The following is a 20,619-nucleotide window of genomic DNA, read 5'->3' as shown; positions in this document are numbered from 1 at the left end:
CAGCGTTAAACCAGATACTTATTAAACCAGCCCAGCGTTCTCTGCCAGGCGAGATCGGCAGCTTTTTTGTCATAGCGTGGCGTAGAGTCGTTATGGAAGCCGTGGTTCACTTCCGGATAGATATGCGCCTCGTAAACTTTGTTATCCGCTTTCAGCGCCGCCTCGTAAGCTGGCCAGCCTTCATTGATGCGCGTATCCAGCCCGGCGTAATGGATCAGCAGCGGTGCCTTAATGCGGGCGACCTCTTTCGCCTGCGGCTGACGACCATAGAATGGCACGGCGGCTGCCAGTTCGGGATAAGCCACAGCGGCCGCATTCGCCACGCCGCCACCGTAGCAAAAGCCGGTGATCCCCACTTTCCCGGTGGTCCGCTCATCCTGCATCATGAACTCTATCGCCGCGAAGAAATCGTTCATCAGTCTGGCAGGATCGATCTGCGCCTGCATCTCCCGCCCCTTTTCATCGTTGCCGGGATAGCCTCCCAGCACGCTCAGTCCGTCTGGTGCCAGCGCAATAAAGCCAGCTTTGGCCAGGCGTCGCGCCACATCTTCAATATAGGGATTCAGGCCACGGTTCTCATGGGCTACCACCACCGCAGGCAGCTTGCCGGTGGCTTTAGCAGGCCGGACCAGATAGCCGCGCACGCTCTGATTACCGTTCGGTGAAGGATAATGGATGTACTCAGGCAGGATATCAGGGTCGGTAAACTCTACCTGTTCAGCCAGCGCATAGTTGGGGCTGAGCGAAGTCAACAGCGTGGCGGCCGTCAGCCCTCCGACGGCGAACTTACCCGCCAGCGAGAGAAACTCGCGCTTATTAATTTTGCCGTGAACGTAATAGTCGTAAATTTCGAGCAGCTCAGGGGAGAAATCTTTCGCGGTCAGCCGGGCCATAACGGTGCTCCTTTCACGTAAGAACAAGGGAAGTAAGGCTCATTAGCGGCCTGACGTCGCGTCAGCCCTGAACCCAGCATGCCGCATCCCGTTATGCTGGTGGAAAATTTACCTTTAATTTACGTTCTGGCTGGCTACCATCGCACTTTTTAACGACGCAGGCTGGTGAAAAATGCGTATGATCGCTGGCAGATTATCCTGAATCACCGCACGCTACCGAGCCGCCTATAAGCTATGACCACTCTCTACCCCGCCCCACGCCTGCCGGTTTTTGACGGCCATAACGATCTGTTGCTGCGCCTCTGGCTGCCTGCTGAACAGGATCCTGTAGCGCATTTTCTGCACGGATCGCTTTCAGGGCACCTGGATATGGCCCGTATCCGGCAGGGCGGCTTTGCCGGTGGACTTTTTGCGGTGTTTGTCCCACCCGCGCAGTTCGTTAAGCAAGGCAGTGAAGCTTATGACGAGGCGCGGCACGATCCGTTAGCCATCACTGAAGCGCAAATCGCCCTGCTGCAGAGAATTGCCGCGGAAAGCGCAGGCAGTGCGAAAATTTGCCGGACGGCGGCAGAGATTGAGCAGTGCATTCAGCAGGGCGTGCTGGCGATGGTGCTGCATATTGAAGGGGCAGAGGCGCTGGATGAAGAGCTCAGTCAGCTGGAGAGCTGGATGGCGGCAGGGCTGCGCAGCATAGGTCCGCTGTGGAACCTGGCGAACCGCTTCGGCACAGGCGTCACCGGCAGTTTTCCCGGCTCGCCCGACAGCGGCGAAGGGCTGACCCCCCTGGGGCTGAAGCTGCTGCGCACCTGCAACCAGAAAAAACTGTTGATTGATCTTTCCCACATGAATGAAAAAGCCTTCTGGCAAACGGCGGAGCACAGCAACGCGCCGCTGGTCGCCACCCATTCCAACGTCCATACAATTTGTCCTCAGCCGCGTAATCTTACTGACGCTCAGCTGCGGGCCATTGCGGAAAGCGACGGGTTTGTGGGCGTCAATTTTGGCAACGCTTTCCTGCGTGCCGATGGTAAACGCGACGCCGATACGCCGCTGGGAGAGATACTCCGTCACCTTGAAGGATTGATGGCTATCCTTGGGGAGGAGCGCGTTGGCTTTGGCTCAGACTTTGATGGCATCAGCGTGCCGGAAGGCTTACAGGACGTAGCGGGTTTGCCGCGCCTGATCGAAGCCATGGAATCGGCAGGTTACTCCGCCACGCTGATTGAAAAAATCTGCTGGCGCAACTGGGTAGCCGTACTCAGAAAAACATGGGGTGAATGAACCACATGGAACATTATGTGCTCATTCTCCCGGTACCCCTGCTGCTTACAGGGTTGATATCGTATAAGCTTAGGCGCAACATTTATGCGCCAAATCTTCGATATTTGACAACAAGCGCATTACCTGCCGAACTTAACAGGGCAGAACGTTTGCTTTTTCATTAACACCGAGAGGATCCCGCCATGTGGACTAAACCTAAATTTGTTGATTTACGCTTAGGTCTGGAAGTGACGCTGTACATCTCCAACCGTTAATCCCTTATGCCCACGGCCTGCTGTGGGCATCTTCTCCTCTTTTCCTGGTCTACACATGCAGATTAACGTTCTCGGCTCGGCGGCGGGTGGCGGCTTCCCACAGTGGAACTGCAACTGCCGAAACTGTCAGGGCGTGCGTAACGGCACCCTGAAAACCTCGGCGCGGACCCAGTCTTCGATAGCGCTTAGTGATGACGGCATCAACTTTGTGCTGTGCAACGCCTCTCCCGATATTGCCCATCAGCTGGCCGCCACGCCGGCGTTAATTAAACAAGATGTGCTGCGCGGCACGGCGATTGGCTCGATTATTCTGACCGACAGCCAGATTGACCACACCGCCGGGCTGCTGAGCCTGCGCGAAGGCTGTCCGCACCAGGTCTGGTGCACGCCAGAAGTGCATGATGACCTGACCACTGGTTTTCCGGTGTTCACCATGCTGACGCACTGGAACGGCGGCCTGATCCATCATGGCATCACGCCGGGCGAAGCCTTCTCCGTGGCCGTCTGTCCGGCGCTGAAATTTATCGCTATTCCTCTGCTCAGCAACGCCCCGCCCTACTCTGCGTATCGCGGAAAGCCGCTGCCTGGCCACAATATCGCGCTGTTTATTGAAGATACCCGCACTGGTAAGACGCTGATGTATGCGCCCGGTCTGGGTGAGCCGGACGGCGAGCTAATGGGCTGGCTGCAAAAAGCGGACTGCCTGCTGATTGACGGCACGCTGTGGCAGGATAATGAGTTAGCCACCACCGGCGTGGGCCGCAACACCGGCAAAGATATGGGGCACCTGGCGCTGGCGGAGGAGCAGGGATTGATCGCCCTGCTCGCCTCTCTGCCGGCAGAGCGTAAAATTCTTATTCATATCAATAATACCAACCCGATCCTGGATGAAGAGTCCGCTGAACGTCAGATGCTGACGCAGCTGGGCATTGAAGTCAGCTGGGACGGCATGGTGATTGACCTTTAACGAGATGAAGATGATGTCAGATAATTTCCCCGCAGAGCCGATGACGCCCGAAGCGTTTGAACAGGCTTTGCGCGCCAAAGGCGCTTTTTACCATATCCACCACCCGTACCATATTGCGATGCACAACGGCCATGCCACCCGTGAACAGATTCAGGGCTGGGTAGCGAACCGCTTCTACTACCAGACCAGCATTCCGCTGAAGGATGCGGCGATCATGGCGAACTGCCCGGATCCAAAAACCCGCCGCAAGTGGGTTCAGCGAATTCTGGATCACGATGGTCAGGAAGGAAGTGAAGGCGGCATTGAGGCCTGGCTGCGTCTTGGCGAAGCGGTGGGCCTGAAGCGTGATGTGCTGCTCTCGGAGCGGATGGTGCTGCCCGGCGTGCGTTTCGCCGTGGATGCTTACGTCAGCTTTGCCCGTCGTGCAGTCTGGCAGGAAGCGGCCTGCAGCTCTCTCACCGAGCTGTTTGCCCCGCAGATCCACCAGTCGCGCCTGGATAGCTGGCCGCAGCACTACAAGTGGATAGAAGCGGAAGGCTACGGCTATTTCCGTGGCCGCCTGAGCCAGGCTAACCGTGATGTTGAGCACGGCCTGCAGCTGGCGCTGACTTACTGCACCACCGTGGAAAAACAGCAGCGGATGCTGGAGATCCTGCAGTTCAAGCTGGATATTCTCTGGAGCATGCTGGATGCGATGACCATGGCCTATGAGCTGCATCGCCCGCCTTATCACACCGTGACCGACAAGATGTCCTGGCATAAAGAGAGATTACTGTGATGGACATTAACGAGCAGCAGATCCCCGCCTTCCGTCGCGGCTACCGCCTGCAATGGGAACAGGCGCAGGATTGCCACGTCATCCTTTACCCGGAAGGCATGGCAAAACTGAACGAGAGCGCCACGGCTATTTTACAGCTGGTGGATGGCAAACGTTCAGTTGCCGAGCTGATTGCCGGGCTGAACGCCCAGTTTCCTGACGCTGGCGGCGTGGATGACGATGTGAAAGAGTTTTTCGCTCAGGCTTACGAACAAAAGTGGATAATCTTCCGTGACCCAGCTTAATCCTCAGGTCAATCCGCCGCTCTGGCTGCTGGCAGAACTGACCTACCGCTGCCCGCTGCAGTGTCCTTACTGCTCTAACCCGCTGGACTTTGCCCAGCAGGAGAAGGAGCTGACCACAGAGCAATGGATTGAGGTCTTCAGACAGGCTCGCCAGATGGGTGCCGTGCAGCTGGGCTTTTCCGGCGGCGAACCGCTGGTGCGTAAGGATCTGCCGGAATTGATCCGTGCCGCGCGGGATCTCGGTTTTTACACCAACCTGATCACCTCCGGCATTGGCCTGACTGAGAAGAAGATCGACGCCTTTGCCGAAGCGGGGCTGGATCATATTCAGATCAGTTTTCAGGCCAGCGATGAGACGCTGAATGCGGCGCTGGCTGGCTCACAAAAAGCGTTCCAGACCAAGCTGGCGATGGCCAAAGCCGTGAAGGCACATGGCTATCCGATGGTGCTCAACTTTGTGCTGCACCGCCACAATATCGATCAGATTGATCGCATTATTGAGCTCTGCATTGAGCTGGAAGCGGACGACGTGGAGCTGGCGACCTGTCAGTTCTACGGCTGGGCGCAGCTTAACCGGGAAGGCCTGCTGCCCACGCGTGAGCAGATTGCCCGCGCCGAAGAGGTGGTACATCAGTATCGCGAGAAAATGAGCGCCAGCGGCAACCTGGCAAACCTGCTGTTTGTCACCCCCGACTACTATGAAGAGCGGCCCAAAGGGTGCATGGGCGGCTGGGGTGCCATCTTCCTGAGCGTGACGCCGGAAGGCACTGCCCTGCCATGCCACAGTGCCCGACAGCTTCCCGTACAGTTCCCTTCGGTGCTGGAAAGCTCGCTGCAGGAAATCTGGTATGAGTCGTTCGGCTTCAACAAGTACCGCGGCTTTGACTGGATGCCGGAGCCGTGCCGCTCCTGCTCAGAGAAAGAGAAGGATTTCGGCGGCTGCCGCTGCCAGGCCTTTATGCTGACCGGCAACGCCGATAACACCGATCCGGTCTGCTCCAAATCTCCGCATCACGGCAAGATCCTGGAGGCGCGTGAACAGGCCAACTGCACCAATATGCAGATCAGCCATCTTCAGTTCCGCAACCGCACCAACTCCCAGCTGATCTTCAAAACGGGCGCCTGAAGATGCAGGCAGTGCGGCGCATCACTCTGGCGAACGGCTTGCGGGTCAACCTGATCCACGATCCCGATGCCAGCCGTGCCGCCGCACTGATCCAGCTTGCTGCGGGCAGTCATGACGGCCCACGCGAGTGGCCAGGCCTGGCGCATCTGCTGGAGCATGTGCTGTTTGCCGGTAGCGAAAAGTATCAGGAGCAGCAGCGGCTGATGGCCTGGGGGCCGGCTAACGGTGCCCGGCTTAACGCCACCACGCATGCTCACCACACCGCCTGGTTTTTTGAAATCGCAGCGGAAAAACTCAGGCCGGGCCTGCGGCGGCTGACAGATATGCTTGCCAGCCCCTTGCTGAGCCGGGAGTCGGTACGCCGGGAAGCCACGGTCATTGATGCCGAGTTCCAGCTCTTATCCCGCCATACAGAGACGTTGTGTGAAGCCGCGCTGAGCCAGGCATTTACCACGCCGCATTCCTTTCAGGCATTTCATGTCGGCAATCGCGCTGCCTTTGGTGAAGATGACGCGGCGCTGCAGCAGGCTTTACAGGCTTATCATCAGCGCTTTTTCCGGGCTGAAAAGCTGGAACTGTGGCTACAGGGGCCGCAGTCCGCTGCAGCGCTGGCTGAGCTTGCTGAAGAGGTGGGCGCGATCTTCTCCTCTGCGCCTGCCGCCAGCGAACCGGAAATTCAGCCGCTCACGCTGAATTCGCCTCGCCACTACGGGCTGCATCTCGCCAGCGCAGAGCGCCTTCAGCTCAGCGCAGCGCTCTCTGCCACGCCGGAAATGCTTGCTGTGCTGCGCGAACTGCTGACGGACAGGGCTGAACGCAGCCTGCTGGCAACGCTGCGTGAGTTGGGGCTGGCCGATGAGGTAGCGCTGCTCGAACCTTACCGCGCTCCACGCCAGTCGGTAATCAGCGTGCAGTTTGAACTCTGTGCCACAGAATCTGCCCCTGTCAAAGGTGAGGCGATCCGCAGTGCGCTGGCCTCATCAACCGAATTCACGCCATCAGCCATTGAAACTGTATCGGGTAAAGGCGGAGCCATCTGCAGTGCGCTGGCCTCACCGGCAGGCTCCCTGCCTTCAGCCGTGGAAGCGCTGTTCAGCCGCTGGCTGCAGCAGCTGGCAACGCTGAATGAGGATCTGCTCAGCCATTACGCGGCCCTGGCACGGCGTCGCTTTGCGCAGCTTTCTGCGCTGGATCAGCTGCGGGCGCGCGCCTTTGGTTTTGTTCCTCCCACGCGAGACGTGCCGCTGACAGAAGGGTGGCAGGCCCTGTTGTCAGAGCTTCAGCCGGAAAAGCTGACGGCACTCTGGACCTCATCCCACGTTGACGCCAGCCCTGTACAGCTCCAAGGTTTCACGCTGCAGACCGGTGCCATCGACTGGCGATCCAGCCTTCCCGGCAACGGGCCGGAGATGGCGTTTTATACGCCGGGAGAAGCTGGCAGGCTTCCCGCTCTGCCGGATGAAAAGGCTCCTCTGCTGCACTTCCCAGCCTTATGCCAGCCTGTGCTAATGTTGAAACCTGCGGCTGGTTCCTTCTCTCGCCAGGCCGCCGCGCTTGTGGAGGCGGCGTTGCAGCCGGTTATCGGCCAATGCCTGCACCAGGGCGGCGAACTGAGTTTTGCGCAACAGCAGGGGATCTGGCTGCTTCAGCTCAGCGCAAAGCCGGATCTGTTGCTGACAATGCTGGCCGCTGCGATCGACGCGCTCGGTACGCTCTCCCCGGCGATGATTTCCCAGGGCAAGCGACGTTACCATCAGGCGATGCAGTCGCAGTCGGCGGATATTGCTGTCCGCGTGCTGCTGGCCCGTCTGCCTGAGCTGATAAGTTCGCCTTCAAAAGCGATGACCAGCAGAATGGCGGAGGAGGGTGTCGGCGATCCTCAGTCAGCGCCCGCAAGCCGGAGTGAGACCGGCCCGTTGCCCGTCTCTTACAGTGAGGCCACTGCCTCCAGCCTGGCGGCGCTGCTGTGGCAGGGCACGCTGTACGGTGGCGATGCAGCGTTGCAGGAGGCGATTTCAAGGCTGCTTTCCCGCTGGCCGCATGGGGAGTTGCCGGAAGCGCCACATACGTCGCAACAGCCGGTCCGGCCAGCCTCAGTGAAGAGAGATGATAAAGACTCTGCTTTGCTGGCAAAGAGTCCCCTGCCTGCGGCGACAACCCGCGAAGAGGCCGCCCTGCTACTCTTCTGCCCGCTGATCGATCGCACGGCAGAGTGCCTGGCCGCCTGGCAACTGCTGGCTGCGCTCTACGAGCCGGAATTTTTCCAGCGGCTGCGGGTTGAGCTGAATATCGGCTACGTGGTGAGCTGCCGCTATCATCACTCTGCCGGTGAGGCAGGCCTGCTGTTTGCGCTTCAGTCGCCCACGCTGAACACCCATCAGCTTAAAGCTCATATCGTGAATTTTATCCGCGATATGACCGATGTTATTGCCGATCTCACCGAAGAAGATCTACGAAATAAATCCGCTGCGTTGATTGCCGCCCTTCCCGCCCAGGCAATGAATACCGCAGCCCAATGCATGGCGCACTGGCAGCAACAGCAGCTGAATTTACCCGAATTAACCTCCTCTATCTTTGCCGCTTTCTCCCCGGATAAACTCCGCCACTATTCCCGGCGGTTGGCCACAGAGCGTTCGGGCTGGATTTGGGCTGAGTAACTCAGAACGCTCTTCCGTGAAAAGGATTGAAACTTCGCCGGGCGGCTGAGAGCAGGATCGTAAGTAATAACAACGGTCTTCAATCTGCCCCTGAGAGTGCTTAAAGTTCAGCCACTTTGTACCGATAACCTTTTTACCAGGTTATCTTCCCCTACAGAGTCAGCACCATGCTTAAAAATATTAAAGTCGTTACCAGCATTCTCATTATGTTGATCGTCTTCAGTGCGCTGCTGCTGCTCTCCAGCGGCCTCTCCTTTAACGCCATCAGCCAGGATAAAAATAACTTTGTGCGTGCCAGCGTACTGACCCAGCAGCAGGGGCAGCTCAGTGACGCTGTACAGACGTTGCTCAAAACCCGCATCACCATTAACCGTGCCGCCATCCGTATCCTGAAGAAGCAGACCGACCCCGCAACGCTTGCCGGCATCACTAAACTGCTTGCCACCGCCTCTACCACACTGGATGACGCGGCCTTCCACTTTTCTAACTATAAGCAGGCACCGCAGCAGAGCGGCCAGAAGGGTGAGTTAGCGACTGCGGTGAGCGATCGCTACCAGCAGATGGCCGATACGATGAAGATGTCGATTCAGTATCTGGGCGCCAATAACTACGAGGCCTACGGTAATCTGGATGCGCAGAAAGCGCAGGACGAACTCGAAAACAGCTACGATCGCTGGCGGGAACAGAACAGTGAGCTGCTGGCCGTGGGGATGAAAGAGAATCAGACCGGGTTCACGCATATGATGTGGACGCTGGCAACCGTGGTGGTGGTGCTGTTGCTGCTGGTTATCTCCGTGTGGGTGGTGATTAAGCGCGTGCTGCTGACGCCACTGAAACAGCTTCTGGCTCATATTCAGCGCATTGCGGCGGGCGATCTTTCGACCACGCTGGCGGTAGAAGGCCGCAGTGAGATGGCGTTGCTCGCCAGCAATCTCACCGCCATGCAGCAGTCGCTGATTGTCACCGTGGGCCATGTCCGCGAAAGCTCTGATGCTATCTTTACCGGTGCCAGCGAAATCTCCCTCGGTAATAACGATCTCTCTTCCCGCACCGAGCAGCAGGCGGCCTCACTGGAGCAAACCGCCGCCAGTATGGAAGAGCTGACCGCCACCGTGAAGCAGAATGCTGAAAACGCCCGTCAGGCTTCCCAACTGGCGAAAAGCGCCTCCGATACCGCAGAGAAAGGCGGTAAGGTAGTGGATGGTGTGGTGAAAACCATGAGCGAAATTGCCGGCAGCTCAAAGAAAATTGCCGATATCACCAGCGTTATCGACGGCATCGCTTTCCAGACCAATATTCTGGCACTGAACGCAGCGGTGGAGGCTGCACGCGCGGGCGAACAGGGGCGTGGTTTTGCCGTAGTTGCCGGTGAAGTGCGTAATTTAGCGCAGCGCAGCGCGCAGGCTGCGAAAGAGATCAAAACGCTGATTGAGGCCTCGGTCAGCCGTGTGGATGCCGGATCGCTGCAGGTCGCCACCGCTGGCGAAACCATGCACGATATCGTTAATGCCGTGGTGCGCGTGACGGACATTATGGGCGAAATCGCCTCAGCTTCAGATGAGCAGAGCCGCGGTATCGATCAGATTGGGCTGGCGGTGACAGAGATGGACCGCGTAACGCAGCAGAACGCCTCGCTGGTACAGGAATCTGCGGCGGCCTCCGCTTCGCTGGAGGAGCAGGCAAGCCGGCTTTCACAGGCCGTTGCAGTATTTAAAATCGGTCAGCCGACGCCCGTCAGCAAGCCGGTAAAAACGCTGAAAGCTCCCGCGCCACGTAAAGCGCTGGCGGTGAGTGCTGAAGAAGGAAACTGGGAGACGTTTTAATCTGTTTCTCCGGCCCTGTCGCAAGCTGACAGGGCCGGGCTGGCGGAGAGAATTTTCCGCTGGAGTGATGATGAGGTTGTCTGACAGGGGCTGTCGGTAAGCGCGCTATTTTACCGGTGCCTGCGTGCCGCCGATAATAGGCAGCACTTCACGCATCATCTCCAGAAAGCGTCGCAGCTTGGCGGGATAGAAGCGGGCATAAGGATAAACCAGATAAATGGGTAGCGGTGCCGCATGCCACTCCGGGCAGAGGTGCAGCAGTCGCCCCTGCTCAATATCCTCTTTCACCGCCCAGGATGAGGCGATGCCCGCCCCCATACCTGCCAGCATTGCATTGCGTAGGGCATAGAGACTGTCTGTCAGCAGCTGAGGATGGATAGCAATATGCTGCGTCTCTTGCTGCTCGCAGGTCAGGGTAACCTGCTGACGATAGAAGGTACTCAGCGCCACCCAGGGTAACTCTGCCAGCCCGGCGGGATGTTCAACCACAAGACCGGAAGCGAGAAGTTGTGGCGCGGCTACCACAATGCGCGGGATCTCAGCCACCAGCAGCGCCACCACAGAAGGATCGGTCACCATACCGACGTGCACGGCGCAGTCAACGCCTTCAGCAATAAAGTCTGGTCGCCTGTCGCTGAGCATCCACTCCACCCGCATTTTGGGATAGCGTTGCAGATACTCCTGCAGCGGCCCAATCATCTGATCCTGACCAAAGGCATGCGGCACCAGCACCCGCAGCAGACCTTTCGGCTCTTGCGCGGCACCCTGCAGATCGTCCTCTATCGCCTGCCACTGCTCCACCAGGGCTTTGGCATGGGCAAAACAGCGCTCGCCATCATCGGTCAGCTTCATCACGTGCGTGGTACGTTGCAGCAGCTTCACGCCCAGCAGACGTTCCAGTGACTGTAGCCTCCGGCTGATTGTAGGCTGGGAGGTTTCCAGACGCAGCGCCGCCGCAGAGAGGCTACCTGCTTCGACGATAAGCACAAAGGTTTGCATTAACGCTATACGGTCAATGCCTGACAAGAGGGTTTCTTTCATGCGTCCAGCGTATAACAGTTTTACCCGCCAGAGGACTACCCATTGCCGGAGAATAGGGTAAAAATGTGATCATCATCACTCAATGAGCCAACATCATGTCCTTAGCTGAAACCGCCTCCCTGCAGGAAAATGGCCTGACAGGCCGTACCGTCTTTATGCTTGCTACCGGCGCAGGCTTTGCCGTCGCCGCCATCTATTACAGCCAGCCGATGCTGGGGATCCTGGTTAACGAACTGCATGCGGGCGTCAGTACGGTTGGGCTGGTTCCCACCCTTACCCAGATTGGTTACGCGCTGGGTATTTTGCTGCTGGCCCCGCTGGGCGATCGTCACGATCGTCGTCAGATCATCATTCTTAAAGGGCTTCTGCTGACGCTGGCTTTACTGCTGAGCGCCTTCAGCAACGGCATCACGATGCTGCTGGTGGCGAGTCTGGCGGTTGGCATCACCGCAACTATGGCTCAGGACATTGTTCCCGCTGCGGCTACCCTCTCTCCTGCTGCCCGGCGGGGTAAAACGGTCGGCACAGTGATGACCGGCCTCCTGCTGGGCATTCTGCTCTCCAGGGTGCTGAGTGGCTTTGTGGCGGAATTCTTTGGCTGGCGGAGTATGTTTGGTGCCGCAGCGCTCATGGTCCTGGCCATCACTCTGATCATCTGGCGCAACCTGCCTGCTATTCCTGCCAGTACCACCATGAGTTATCCGGCACTGCTGGCCTCCATGCGTCATCTGTGGAGTGGTTATAAAGCGCTGCGCAGAGCCACTCTGGCGCAGGCGCTGCTTTCGGTAGGATTCAGCGCTTTCTGGTCAACCCTGGCCGTTATGCTGCATGAGATCTACCATCTGGGCAGCGCCACCGCAGGCCTGTTCGGGCTGGCGGGCGCGGCAGGAGCCTTGGCCGCACCGCTTGCAGGTTCACTGGCTGACCGTCGCGGACCGGAACTGGTGACCCGCATCGGCACTACGCTGGCGACCGTCTCGTTTGCGCTGATGTTTCTGCTGCCGCTGTTGCCCGTGCCTTACCAGCTCGCGCTGATCGTGGTTTCTGCGGTGGGGTTTGATTTCGGCGTGCAGTCCACGCTGGTATCACACCAGTCGATTATTTTCAGCCTGGAGCCGGCAGCACGCAGTCGCCTGAATGCGCTGATGTTCACCGGCGTGTTTGTCGGTATGGCTGCAGGATCGGCGCTGGGCAGCGTGATCCTTGAACTGGCGGGTTGGCAGGGAGTGGTGATGCTGCTGACGCTGGCCGGATTCGGCAGTATGGTGGTGCGCTGGATGAGTAAAAACTTACATCCTTAACAACGCAGGGCGCAGGAATTCAGAATGAGAGAGGGACGCAGAGCTGAATATGCTGCAAAAAGTAGAGAGAAGAAGGCGGCAGGAAGCTATTTTTTTCTTTTGTACCGGGTTGGCCAGATCTCTTCAGGCTGTTTGCCCAGCGCAGCCGCGATCAGCTGCTCGCCTTTCGGCCAGGGACGGCGCAGAGCGTTTGATAATGTTGAAGAAGCCAGCCCGGACTCTCGGGACAGCGCGGATAAAGTCGTCCCTTGTTTCTTTAATGCAGCAATAATATCGGCAGGGTGCCAGTCCTCATTATTCATAATGACTCTCTTTTTTCCTGGTTAAAGCCCTGCATGTAGACTATGAGTCATAATCATATCACGTTATTTTTCAATTGTGACTAATAGTCCGTGGACTAATAGGCTGCAAAGCGCAATGCTGGGCGCATGGAAAAGCTAAACACCACCAAAGTTCTTTTTGGAAAAAGAGTTAAACAACTCAGACTGCAGGCAGGCTTGTCGCAAGAAGCATTCGCATTAAAATGCGGGCTGGATCGGACCTATGTTTCTGGTATTGAACGAGGTTTACGGAACCCTACTCTGGAAGTTATTGCTGTTCTGGCCGCAGGCCTTGGCACTGAAATGAAAACGCTGATTGAGTTTTAATGGCAAAGATTAAATATTTTTAATTTTTTATATTGAGTTAATTCATTCTGTTGCCCATAAATTAAAATAATTTCCTCTCCGCGCTTTTAAAAAAATATATTTTCCTTTTAATTGCAAAAAAAATAATATTTCCCCGAATTTTATCGCCGGTATTGCGGAAAGAGCAGCGTTTCGCGTTGAAGGCTTCCATCAGTTGAGCCTGCGCAAAACCAGGTTTGCCATAGCACGCCATACTCTGCTGCCATCAGGCCATCGTAAGATCTATCTCTTGCCGTTAATGGTACTCCTTTACTCTCAGACGTGGTTAAGTACCAAAGCACGGCGAAGCCCTGCCCTGGCTATTCTCGATCTTCTGATGATGGAATCGTGATATTTTCCCTTACTCAGTAAGGGAAAACTTATTTTTACTCTTTTTACAGCGCGAGCGGACGCTGTTTTTCCGCACCAGATAACAATAAGAATGGTTATCAAAACCATTTGAATAATGGAATAAGTAACATTCATGCCGTAATAATTATCACTTAAGTTTCATAATGTTATGCGCTCATAATAATTCCAACAAACGGTTTTTATTTCCGCAACAGAAGTGCATAATACGCCCAATTACTCTTTTAAATTTATTTCTCTTGCCTGATGGAGCCACTATGCTGACTGCCGATATGATCGCTAAACTGAATGACCAGTTAAACCTGGAGTTTTATTCTGCCAATCTCTATTTGCAGATGAGCGCCTGGTGTGCGGATAAGGGGTTTGAAGGGGCTGCCTCCTTCATGCACGAGCACTCTGTGGAAGAGATGCAGCATATGCAGCGTCTGTTCAACTATCTGAGCGACACCGGCGCCATGCCGGTCCTGGGCAGCATTGCTGCACCGCCAGTGACGTTTAACTCACTGAATGAAGTGCTGGAGCAGGCTTATGAGCACGAGAAGCTGATCACCGGCAAAATCAACGAACTGGCGCACGCAGCGATGACCACACAGGACTACTCCACCTTTAACTTCCTGCAGTGGTACGTTTCTGAGCAGCATGAAGAAGAGAAGCTGTTCAAATCTGTGCTGGATAAGCTGGCGCTGGTTGGTACCGGTGGTCAGGGTATGTTCTTCGTGGATAAAGATTTGATGAAGATGAGCAACACCAGTAATCCAGAGGCTTAAGGATTATTGCTGACTTCCCTGCCTGATACAGACCGCAGGATGAGCAGCAAAAGTGGCTATAAAAAAGGAGGCGCAAGCCTCCTTTTTTAATGGTTACTGCCCTGCTTCTCTGACAGCCACTGCAAGCGAGTAGCGGGTGGTCTGCGCGACTATTTTGGCATAGAGAGAGAGTAAAATTTACTGTCCACCGCCATCAGCGGGAAGGCTTCTGGCAGAGCGGTTACGCTCACTTCCCGGAAGCCGTTTTTCTCGTAAAAACGGTGTGCGGCAAGGAATTTATCGGTGGTGCCTAACCAGATGGTCGCCAGTTTTCGCTGGCTTGCATGGCCCAGCAGCGTGTTGAGTAATGCATTCGCCACTCCCTGAGATTTGCCCCGGAAGTCGCTTGCCACAAACATTTTGCGCAGAGCAGCCTGCTGCTGCCCTATATCTTTTAGCCCAATGCAGCCCACTACTCTGTCGCCCGCCAGGGCCAGCCAGAAATCGCCCATGCCGCGCTGGTAAAATGCCTCTATCTCATTGAGATCCGGCTGCTGTTGCGCGGTGATAGCGATGCCAAACTCCTGAGTCTGGATCGGCAGAATCAGATCCACGACACCCTGATGAAAACGGGGTTGATAGCGATGAAGTGACACGGTTTGCGTCATCATGCCTGCTCTCTTGCTAAGGGGGTGATAAAAAACACTGTATCACGTAATCACGCAAAATTTACCCCTCATTTTGCCGCTATCTTATCCCGGGGTTACGGCTCCTCCAGCGGGAATTTTACACCCTGGCAATGCATACGGAACAGTCTGGCAAGGTGCGCGCTCATTGGGGTTAAGGTCATATCTTTGCGCTGTATCAGATAAAACGTGGCCCTGGGCAGTTTCTCCTTGATCGCCAGGGAGACCAGCTGATTGCCGAGAACAGGATCGGAGATAACATCCAGCGACAGGATGCTGACAAAGTCGCTTTGCGCCACCAGGCTGATACAGGTCATAAAGGTTTCACAGGTGACGCTGACAGAGGGGGCCATGCCCATCTCGGTAAACAGCTCGTGTAATAAGCGGTAGTAGCTCCCTTTAGGTGTCGGCATGGTCCAGTCGCAGTGCTGCAACTCTGCCAGCGAGGTAGCGTGTTCGCAGGGATGCCCTTTGCGCACCACTACCCGGTATTCACGATCCATCAGCCGTTCGTAGCTCAGCTCATTATCCAGATGGCTTTGATAATAGGTATTGATGGTGAAGTCCAGCTCCCCCTGCCGCAGTTCCGGGATCATCGACACCAGCTGCCCTTCCACGATTCTGACCTTTACGTTAGGGTACTGGCGATGAAACTGAGTTATCACCTGCGGCATAATTGCGCGTGCAATACTGCCGCCTATGCCGATATTCACCGTCCCGCCAGCCTGCCCCAGACGCTGCTGAATATCCTCCTGAGCAACCCTCAGCTCCTCAAGGATCAGGCTGGCGTGCTGGAAAAAGTTATCTCCTATATCCGTCAGCACCACCCCCTGCCTGCGGCGGATAAACAGCCGTGCGCCAAGGACTTCCTCCAGTTCCTGAATCGATTTTGTTAAGGCTGGCTGCGACAAACCGGACGCCCGGGCAGCGGCGCGAATGCTGCCTTCCCGGGTAACATCAACAAAAGCACGGAGCTGATGGAGCTTAATGGAAGCAGGCATAAATCCTCTGGCTGGATGATAACCACTGTTTATCAGTAAAAAGATATTGGCATCTTCTTACCTCTGCTGCCACTGTGTAAAGTCAAAAAAGAGACCGTTTTCATCCGGCTTTTCTCCAGGCCAAATGTTCCCCAACGCAGCATCGTACTGACTGATTGCGGCGCAGCAGTTGCCGTATTACGACCCAGAACACGTTTTTTACATCCCTGATAAATTTCGGGCCTGTTTCGCTGCCTGCGAAATTTATCCTGTCATTCCGAGGAAGAGAAAATGGATCAAGCTGTTGCCGATTTTGTCCGTGAAATTACCCCTGCTCTGCAAGAGCGACGCCGTGACCTGCATAAATTTGCCGAGTCGGGCTGGCTGGAATTCCGCACCGCCACGCTGGTGGCAGAAGAACTGCACCGGTTAGGCTACTCCCTGAAGCTGGGCCGGGAGGTGATTGATGCACAGAGCCGTATGGGATTGCCCTCTGCGGAAGTGCTGGCGCAACAGGAGCAGCGTGCGCTGAGTCAGGGCGCGCTGCCGCAGTGGCTGTCACATTTCTCCGGCGGATTTTGCGGCATCGTCGCCACGCTGGAAACGGGCCGCCCCGGTCCGGTCATCGCTTTTCGTGTGGATATGGACGCCCTTGACGTAATCGAGCTGCAGGAACCGGAGCACCGCCCCTTTGCCGAAGGGTTCGCCTCCTGCAATGAAGGGATGATGCATGCCTGCGGTCATGACGGGCATACCACTATTGGTCTGGGCCTGGCGCAGGTCCTGAAGCAGTTTGAGTCGCGCCTGACCGGGACAATTAAACTGATCTTCCAGCCTGCCGAAGAGGGTACGCGCGGCGCTAAATCGATGGTGGCCGCAGGCGTGCTTGATGATGTCGACTTCTTTACCGCTATCCACATCGGCACCGGCGTTCCGGCGGGTGAACTGGTTTGCGGAAACGACAGCTTTATGGCGACCACCAAGCTGGATGTCACCTTTCGCGGCGTGGCCTCCCATGCCGGAGCCCGTCCCGAAGAGGGTAATAATGCGCTGCTTGCCGCCGCCCAGGCTACGCTGGCGCTGCACACGCTACCCCAGCACAGCGGCGGCAGCTCCCGCATTAACGTAGGCGTTTTGCAGGCGGGAACAGGCCGGAATGTGGTTGCCGACCGCGCCTTTATGAAGGTGGAAACCCGGGGCGCCACCAATGAAATTAACGATTTTATCTACCAGAAAGCCCTTCAGGCGCTGGCTGGCGCCGCCGCGATGTATGACGTTCAGCACGAGATCGCGCTAATGGGCGCCGCCCGCAGCAGCCAGCCCACGCAGCCCTGGGTCAACTTCATTCGCCAGCAGGCAGGCCAGATCCCGGAACTCACCTCGCTGGTGGATAAGCGGGAGCAGGCAGCCGGTTCGGAAGATGCCACCTATATGATGGAACGGGTTAAAGAGCTGGGCGGCCAGGCTTCCTACATCATTTTTGGCACGGAGTTGAGCGCCGGGCACCATAACGAGAAGTTTGATTTCAATGAACAGGTAATGGCAACCGCGGTGAAAACCCTGGCGGCGCTCGCCTTCAACATTCAGGACTTCCGGGAGGAGGCGTAATGTCTGCCGAATTCAGCGCCTTTATGGCGCACTACATTGAGCAGAACCAGGCCCACTTCACCGCCCTGAACGATGCTGTCTGGGAGCATCCCGATACGCGCTTCACTGAAACCTTCTCTGCCCGATCCCGGCTGGGGTAGCCCCTTCGCCGCTGGCTTAGCACCGCCGTCAGACCCGAGGCTGGGCAAGATCCCAGCCCTAAAATTATAAGCATAAGCAAACACAACCAAGATCAGAGGGTAATGCATGAGTGAAGCAACCACTCCGGGAAAAAGCCCGGGCAAGATTTTTTACTGGATTGAGCGCGTCGGCAATAAAATCCCCAATCCGTTCCTGCTGTTCGTCTATCTGATCGTGGTGCTGATGGTAGCCACCGCCCTGCTCTCCTGGCTGAATGTCTCGGTGAAAAACCCGGCCAACGGCGAATTGATCCGGGTAAAGAATCTGCTCAGCGTGGCGGGCATCCAGTGGATCCTGCCGAATATCATCAAAAACTTCAGCGGCTTCGCCCCGCTGGGATCGATCCTCGCACTGATGATCGGTGCCGGGCTGGCGGAGAAGGTCGGTCTGCTGCAGGCGCTGATGCATAAAATGGCGTCGTTTGTCAGCGCCCGTTATGCCAGCTACATGGTGCTGTTCATCGCCTTCTTCAGCCATATCTCCTCGGATGCGGCGCTGGTGGTGATGCCACCGCTGGGGGCGCTGATGTTTATCGCCGTTGGGCGCCACCCGGTTGCTGGCCTGCTGGCCGCTATCGCCGGGGTAGCTTCCGGTTTTACGGCCAACCTGCTGATTGTCACTACCGACGTACTGCTCTCCGGCATCAGTAGCGAGGCGGCGAAAGCGGTCAGCGACACGGTGCACGTCAGCGTGGTGGATAACTGGTTCTTTATGGCTTCCTCAGTGGTGGTGCTGACGATTGCGGGCGGCCTGTTAACCGATAAATTTGTTGAGCCGCGCCTGCCAGCCTGGCATGGCAACCGTGAAGAGAAGCTGGCAAAGCTGACGCCGTTACAAAACCGTGGGCTGCTGATGAGCGGCCTGGCCGCGCTGATTTTTATCGGCCTGGTGGCGCTGCTGGTGGTACCTGAAGGTGCTCCGCTGCGCCAGCCTGGCAGCGGCACAATCATTCCCTCGCCGTTTATTCAGGGCATTGTACCGCTGATCATTCTGTTCTTTTTTGCGGTGGCTATTACCTACGGCGTGGTGACCAGGCAGATCCAGCGTCCGGATGACGTTCCGCACCAGCTGATCGAGCCGATGAAGAGCATGGCGGGCTTTATTGTGATGGTCTTCCCGCTGTCGCAGTTTGTGGCGTTCTTTAACTGGAGCAACATGGGCAAATTTATGGCGGTAGGCCTGACGGATATTCTTGAATCCGCAGGGATGACCGGCGCGCCTGCGTTTATCGGCCTGATGTTCCTCTCGGCGTTTCTCTGTATGTTTATCGCCAGCGGCTCCGCTATCTGGTCGATTCTGGCGCCGATATTTGTGCCGATGTTTATGCTGCTGGGCTTCCATCCCGCTTTCGCGCAGATGATTTTCCGTATTGCAGACTCTTCGGTGCTGCCGCTGGCCCCAATGTCCCCTTTCCTGCCGCTGTTCCTGGGCTTCCTGCAGCGTTACCGTAAAGATGCCCAACTGGGTACCTATTACATGCTGATCGTGCCCTATCCGCTGGTGTTCTTCAGCGTCTGGATCCTGCTGCTGCTGGCGTGGTATGCGCTGGGCCTGCCGATTGGCCCCGGCGTCTGGCCGGGCATGCCTGCGCAGTAACGACTCAAAGGGCGACGAAAGCCGCCCTGAAAAACTTACCGCTGTGCCGCAGTGACCGCGTCATGCAGATTCAGGCGCTGCCAGAAGTTTTGCTCTGGCGTGGTGCCGGAGAGCGGATAACCGCCTGCAAGCGCGGTAGAGATCATCAGCTGACGGCGCTGCGCATCGGTCAGATCGGGCAATGGCCCTTTCAGCAACACTTCAGCCCCTTCCGGCACCACCACCGGCGACCAGGCCGCCTTCTGCTGCGGCAGAGAGTAAGTCAGGGTGAAGCGGTAGAACGTTTTCATCTCTGGCGAGGTGTAAGGATCGGCAGCACCGGCAGGTCTGGCACACGCTTCCAGTGACGTACCACACTCTTTCGCCAGCGCCTGACGCAGCTGATCGCGGGCTTCGATAAACAGTCCGCGGTATTTCGCGTCGTTGAGATAGTGCGCTACGTTACGCTGCGCTACCATCCGCGAGCCGATCAGATCGATGGGGTAATGCACGCCCAGCACCATACGCGAATAGCCATAGCGAGCAGCGCGGTCCACTAAAGGCACAAATCGCTCTGGCACCATTTCGCCCAGCAGCAGCGCATCGGTATAGGCCGTATTAGTGTGCCCGCTGGGATAAGAGCCTTCGGTTGCGCGATAAGGCTGGCTGCCTTTGACAATGGCCGTATCCGGCACGAAGTGGATCCTGTTGCCCTCAATCAGGAAGGGACGGGGATTATTAAAATGCTTTTTCGCGGTGCTGGTGCTGACTTCGCTGGCTTTAATCAGCGCGGCGGCCTTACCGATTTCACCCTTGTTATAAGCATTCAGGAACGCCTGCCCCAGCTTTGGTCCCAGCGCGTCGGCAAGGAAAAAGAGGTGATCCTGCCCTTCTGCGTCAATCAGCGCCTGCGTGCGCTGCCCCTGAGTGGCGTTCAGGTTGATGTTTTCCACCGTTTTCAGGCTGGCCGCAATCGTGCTTTTCGGCAGCGCCGGAAAAGCACTTAACAGCGCAATGCCCGCCTGCTGATTCTCTTTCTTCATAAAGTCATAGCCGCTCTCCTTCAGCCACTTCTTATCCGCCAGCTTTTTACTCTGCCTGCTCTCTTCCAGCTGGTCACGCGTCAGGGTCGCCGCATCGCCTTTCAGGGCGTCGATCAGCGACTGCTGGATCGCCGCGTCAAACGTCACGAACTCTGCGTTGTCGCTGGCGGGCGTGGTGCTGTCAACGAGCGCGCGGATGCTTTCGAAACCTGGGAGCGCAGTTCTAGCCTGGGTGAGCTGGCTTAACATCAGGGCAGCAGCGAGCAGGGAGTAACGATAACGCATTGTCGTTCCTTATAAAATCAGGGGCGTGAGTAAGCTGCAGCCATGCTGGAAGAGAAATATGTCAGAAATGTGGCAAA

20 protein-coding genes are annotated in these 20,619 nt (G+C 56.7%); 14 read left to right on the top strand and 6 right to left on the bottom strand.

Annotation, left to right across the window (positions count from 1 at the left end):
- Positions 1-5: 5 nt before the first annotated feature.
- Positions 6-893 (bottom strand): YghX family hydrolase, encoded by an 888-nt coding sequence (gene yghX / locus Q3V30_RS03710; protein WP_306210590.1) that lies wholly within the window; start codon positions 891-893, stop codon positions 6-8.
- A 234-nt stretch (positions 894-1,127) separates the two neighbouring features.
- Here yghX and Q3V30_RS03705 point away from each other — a divergent pair, with 234 nt between their 5' ends.
- The 8 genes from Q3V30_RS03705 to Q3V30_RS03670 all read left to right on the top strand — a co-directional run bounded on the left by Q3V30_RS03705 (position 1,128) and on the right by Q3V30_RS03670 (position 10,063).
- Entirely contained in the window at positions 1,128-2,174 is a 1,047-nt protein-coding gene (locus Q3V30_RS03705) for a dipeptidase (RefSeq protein ID WP_306210588.1), read from the top strand.
- A gap of 182 nt (positions 2,175-2,356) precedes the next feature.
- Positions 2,357-2,428 carry a pyrroloquinoline quinone precursor peptide PqqA gene (gene pqqA / locus Q3V30_RS03700; RefSeq protein ID WP_071822147.1) on the top strand — a complete coding sequence of 24 codons (72 nt, stop codon included), beginning with the start codon at positions 2,357-2,359 and terminating at the stop codon, positions 2,426-2,428.
- 55 nt (positions 2,429-2,483) lie between these two features.
- Complete coding sequence (pqqB, locus tag Q3V30_RS03695) at positions 2,484-3,395, top strand: pyrroloquinoline quinone biosynthesis protein PqqB (protein ID WP_306210586.1); 912 nt, start codon at positions 2,484-2,486, stop codon at positions 3,393-3,395.
- A gap of 10 nt (positions 3,396-3,405) precedes the next feature.
- Positions 3,406-4,173, top strand: coding sequence for a pyrroloquinoline-quinone synthase PqqC (gene pqqC / locus Q3V30_RS03690; protein ID WP_306210584.1), 768 nt, complete (start codon positions 3,406-3,408; stop codon positions 4,171-4,173).
- Positions 4,173-4,457, top strand: a complete 285-nt coding sequence (gene pqqD, locus Q3V30_RS03685) for a pyrroloquinoline quinone biosynthesis peptide chaperone PqqD (protein ID WP_306213058.1) — start codon at positions 4,173-4,175, stop codon at positions 4,455-4,457. The genes pqqC and pqqD overlap by 1 nt, the downstream gene beginning before the upstream one ends.
- Positions 4,444-5,583 carry a pyrroloquinoline quinone biosynthesis protein PqqE gene (gene pqqE, locus Q3V30_RS03680; RefSeq protein WP_306210583.1) on the top strand — a complete coding sequence of 380 codons (1,140 nt, stop codon included), beginning with the start codon at positions 4,444-4,446 and terminating at the stop codon, positions 5,581-5,583. Before pqqD ends, pqqE begins: the two co-directional genes overlap by 14 nt.
- A gap of 2 nt (positions 5,584-5,585) precedes the next feature.
- A complete protein-coding gene (gene pqqF, locus Q3V30_RS03675) occupies positions 5,586-8,240 on the top strand; it encodes a pyrroloquinoline quinone biosynthesis protein PqqF (protein ID WP_306210581.1) in 2,655 nt (884 codons plus the stop codon).
- 167 nt (positions 8,241-8,407) lie between these two features.
- Positions 8,408-10,063 (top strand): methyl-accepting chemotaxis protein, encoded by a 1,656-nt coding sequence (locus Q3V30_RS03670; RefSeq protein WP_306210579.1) that lies wholly within the window; start codon positions 8,408-8,410, stop codon positions 10,061-10,063.
- A 105-nt stretch (positions 10,064-10,168) separates the two neighbouring features.
- Here Q3V30_RS03670 and Q3V30_RS03665 read toward each other — a convergent pair whose 3' ends face one another.
- Entirely contained in the window at positions 10,169-11,104 is a 936-nt protein-coding gene (locus Q3V30_RS03665; protein WP_306210577.1) for a LysR family transcriptional regulator, read from the bottom strand.
- A gap of 95 nt (positions 11,105-11,199) precedes the next feature.
- Here Q3V30_RS03665 and Q3V30_RS03660 point away from each other — a divergent pair, with 95 nt between their 5' ends.
- Complete coding sequence (locus tag Q3V30_RS03660) at positions 11,200-12,405, top strand: MFS transporter (protein WP_306210575.1); 1,206 nt, start codon at positions 11,200-11,202, stop codon at positions 12,403-12,405.
- Positions 12,406-12,491: 86 nt separating this feature from the next.
- Here the strand turns inward: Q3V30_RS03660 and Q3V30_RS03655 are convergent, their stop codons facing one another.
- Complete coding sequence (locus Q3V30_RS03655; protein WP_306210573.1) at positions 12,492-12,707, bottom strand: helix-turn-helix domain-containing protein; 216 nt, start codon at positions 12,705-12,707, stop codon at positions 12,492-12,494.
- A 126-nt stretch (positions 12,708-12,833) separates the two neighbouring features.
- Here Q3V30_RS03655 and Q3V30_RS03650 point away from each other — a divergent pair, with 126 nt between their 5' ends.
- Together Q3V30_RS03650 and ftnA are read left to right on the top strand one after the other, a co-directional pair.
- A complete protein-coding gene (locus Q3V30_RS03650; RefSeq protein WP_306210571.1) occupies positions 12,834-13,052 on the top strand; it encodes a helix-turn-helix domain-containing protein in 219 nt (72 codons plus the stop codon).
- A 644-nt stretch (positions 13,053-13,696) separates the two neighbouring features.
- Entirely contained in the window at positions 13,697-14,206 is a 510-nt protein-coding gene (ftnA, locus tag Q3V30_RS03645; RefSeq protein WP_306210569.1) for a non-heme ferritin, read from the top strand.
- Between the two features lie 149 nt (positions 14,207-14,355).
- On the opposite strand, the gene Q3V30_RS03640 is transcribed toward ftnA, so the two are convergent.
- Both Q3V30_RS03640 and Q3V30_RS03635 read right to left on the bottom strand, forming a co-directional pair.
- Positions 14,356-14,856 (bottom strand): GNAT family N-acetyltransferase, encoded by a 501-nt coding sequence (locus Q3V30_RS03640; RefSeq protein WP_306210567.1) that lies wholly within the window; start codon positions 14,854-14,856, stop codon positions 14,356-14,358.
- Positions 14,857-14,948: 92 nt separating this feature from the next.
- Positions 14,949-15,872, bottom strand: coding sequence for a LysR family transcriptional regulator (locus Q3V30_RS03635; RefSeq protein WP_306210565.1), 924 nt, complete (start codon positions 15,870-15,872; stop codon positions 14,949-14,951).
- A 270-nt stretch (positions 15,873-16,142) separates the two neighbouring features.
- Between Q3V30_RS03635 and Q3V30_RS03630 the strand changes: the two genes are divergently transcribed.
- The 3 genes from Q3V30_RS03630 (at position 16,143) to abgT (ending at position 19,235) form a co-directional block, all read left to right on the top strand.
- Positions 16,143-17,459, top strand: a complete 1,317-nt coding sequence (locus tag Q3V30_RS03630) for an amidohydrolase (RefSeq protein WP_306210563.1) — start codon at positions 16,143-16,145, stop codon at positions 17,457-17,459.
- On the top strand, positions 17,459-17,599 hold the full coding sequence (locus Q3V30_RS03625; RefSeq protein ID WP_306210561.1) for a hypothetical protein: 141 nt from the start codon (positions 17,459-17,461) through the stop codon (positions 17,597-17,599). Before Q3V30_RS03630 ends, Q3V30_RS03625 begins: the two co-directional genes overlap by 1 nt.
- 106 nt (positions 17,600-17,705) lie before the next feature.
- Positions 17,706-19,235: a p-aminobenzoyl-glutamate transporter gene (gene abgT, locus Q3V30_RS03620; RefSeq protein ID WP_306210559.1), complete on the top strand. Its 1,530-nt coding sequence runs from the start codon at positions 17,706-17,708 to the stop codon at positions 19,233-19,235.
- Positions 19,236-19,270: 35 nt separating this feature from the next.
- Here abgT and Q3V30_RS03615 read toward each other — a convergent pair whose 3' ends face one another.
- Positions 19,271-20,542, bottom strand: coding sequence for an acid phosphatase (locus Q3V30_RS03615; protein WP_306210557.1), 1,272 nt, complete (start codon positions 20,540-20,542; stop codon positions 19,271-19,273).
- Positions 20,543-20,619 lie beyond the last annotated feature (77 nt).

Source organism: Erwinia pyri (genome assembly GCF_030758455.1).
In the GTDB taxonomy this organism is placed as follows: Bacteria; Pseudomonadota; Gammaproteobacteria; order Enterobacterales; family Enterobacteriaceae; genus Erwinia; species Erwinia pyri.
The sequence above is the reverse complement of the archived record's forward strand: the minus strand, read 5'-3'. Positions and strand labels throughout refer to the sequence as shown.

What these genes read in the sequence shown, in the direction of transcription:
- yghX (WP_306210590.1), bottom strand. Translation starts at nt 893, where the DNA reads ATGGCCCGGCTGACCGCGAAAGATTTCTCCCCTGAGCTGCTCGAAATT.
- Q3V30_RS03705 (WP_306210588.1), top strand. Translation starts at nt 1,128, where the DNA reads ATGACCACTCTCTACCCCGCCCCACGCCTGCCGGTTTTTGACGGCCAT.
- pqqB (WP_306210586.1), top strand. Translation starts at nt 2,484, where the DNA reads ATGCAGATTAACGTTCTCGGCTCGGCGGCGGGTGGCGGCTTCCCACAG.
- pqqC (WP_306210584.1), top strand. Translation starts at nt 3,406, where the DNA reads ATGATGTCAGATAATTTCCCCGCAGAGCCGATGACGCCCGAAGCGTTT.
- pqqD (WP_306213058.1), top strand. Translation starts at nt 4,173, where the DNA reads ATGGACATTAACGAGCAGCAGATCCCCGCCTTCCGTCGCGGCTACCGC.
- pqqF (WP_306210581.1), top strand. Translation starts at nt 5,586, where the DNA reads ATGCAGGCAGTGCGGCGCATCACTCTGGCGAACGGCTTGCGGGTCAAC.
- Q3V30_RS03670 (WP_306210579.1), top strand. Translation starts at nt 8,408, where the DNA reads ATGCTTAAAAATATTAAAGTCGTTACCAGCATTCTCATTATGTTGATC.
- Q3V30_RS03665 (WP_306210577.1), bottom strand. Translation starts at nt 11,104, where the DNA reads ATGAAAGAAACCCTCTTGTCAGGCATTGACCGTATAGCGTTAATGCAA.
- Q3V30_RS03660 (WP_306210575.1), top strand. Translation starts at nt 11,200, where the DNA reads ATGTCCTTAGCTGAAACCGCCTCCCTGCAGGAAAATGGCCTGACAGGC.
- Q3V30_RS03655 (WP_306210573.1), bottom strand. Translation starts at nt 12,707, where the DNA reads ATGAATAATGAGGACTGGCACCCTGCCGATATTATTGCTGCATTAAAG.
- Q3V30_RS03650 (WP_306210571.1), top strand. Translation starts at nt 12,834, where the DNA reads ATGGAAAAGCTAAACACCACCAAAGTTCTTTTTGGAAAAAGAGTTAAA.
- ftnA (WP_306210569.1), top strand. Translation starts at nt 13,697, where the DNA reads ATGCTGACTGCCGATATGATCGCTAAACTGAATGACCAGTTAAACCTG.
- Q3V30_RS03640 (WP_306210567.1), bottom strand. Translation starts at nt 14,856, where the DNA reads ATGATGACGCAAACCGTGTCACTTCATCGCTATCAACCCCGTTTTCAT.
- Q3V30_RS03635 (WP_306210565.1), bottom strand. Translation starts at nt 15,872, where the DNA reads ATGCCTGCTTCCATTAAGCTCCATCAGCTCCGTGCTTTTGTTGATGTT.
- Q3V30_RS03630 (WP_306210563.1), top strand. Translation starts at nt 16,143, where the DNA reads ATGGATCAAGCTGTTGCCGATTTTGTCCGTGAAATTACCCCTGCTCTG.
- Q3V30_RS03625 (WP_306210561.1), top strand. Translation starts at nt 17,459, where the DNA reads ATGTCTGCCGAATTCAGCGCCTTTATGGCGCACTACATTGAGCAGAAC.
- abgT (WP_306210559.1), top strand. Translation starts at nt 17,706, where the DNA reads ATGAGTGAAGCAACCACTCCGGGAAAAAGCCCGGGCAAGATTTTTTAC.
- Q3V30_RS03615 (WP_306210557.1), bottom strand. Translation starts at nt 20,542, where the DNA reads ATGCGTTATCGTTACTCCCTGCTCGCTGCTGCCCTGATGTTAAGCCAG.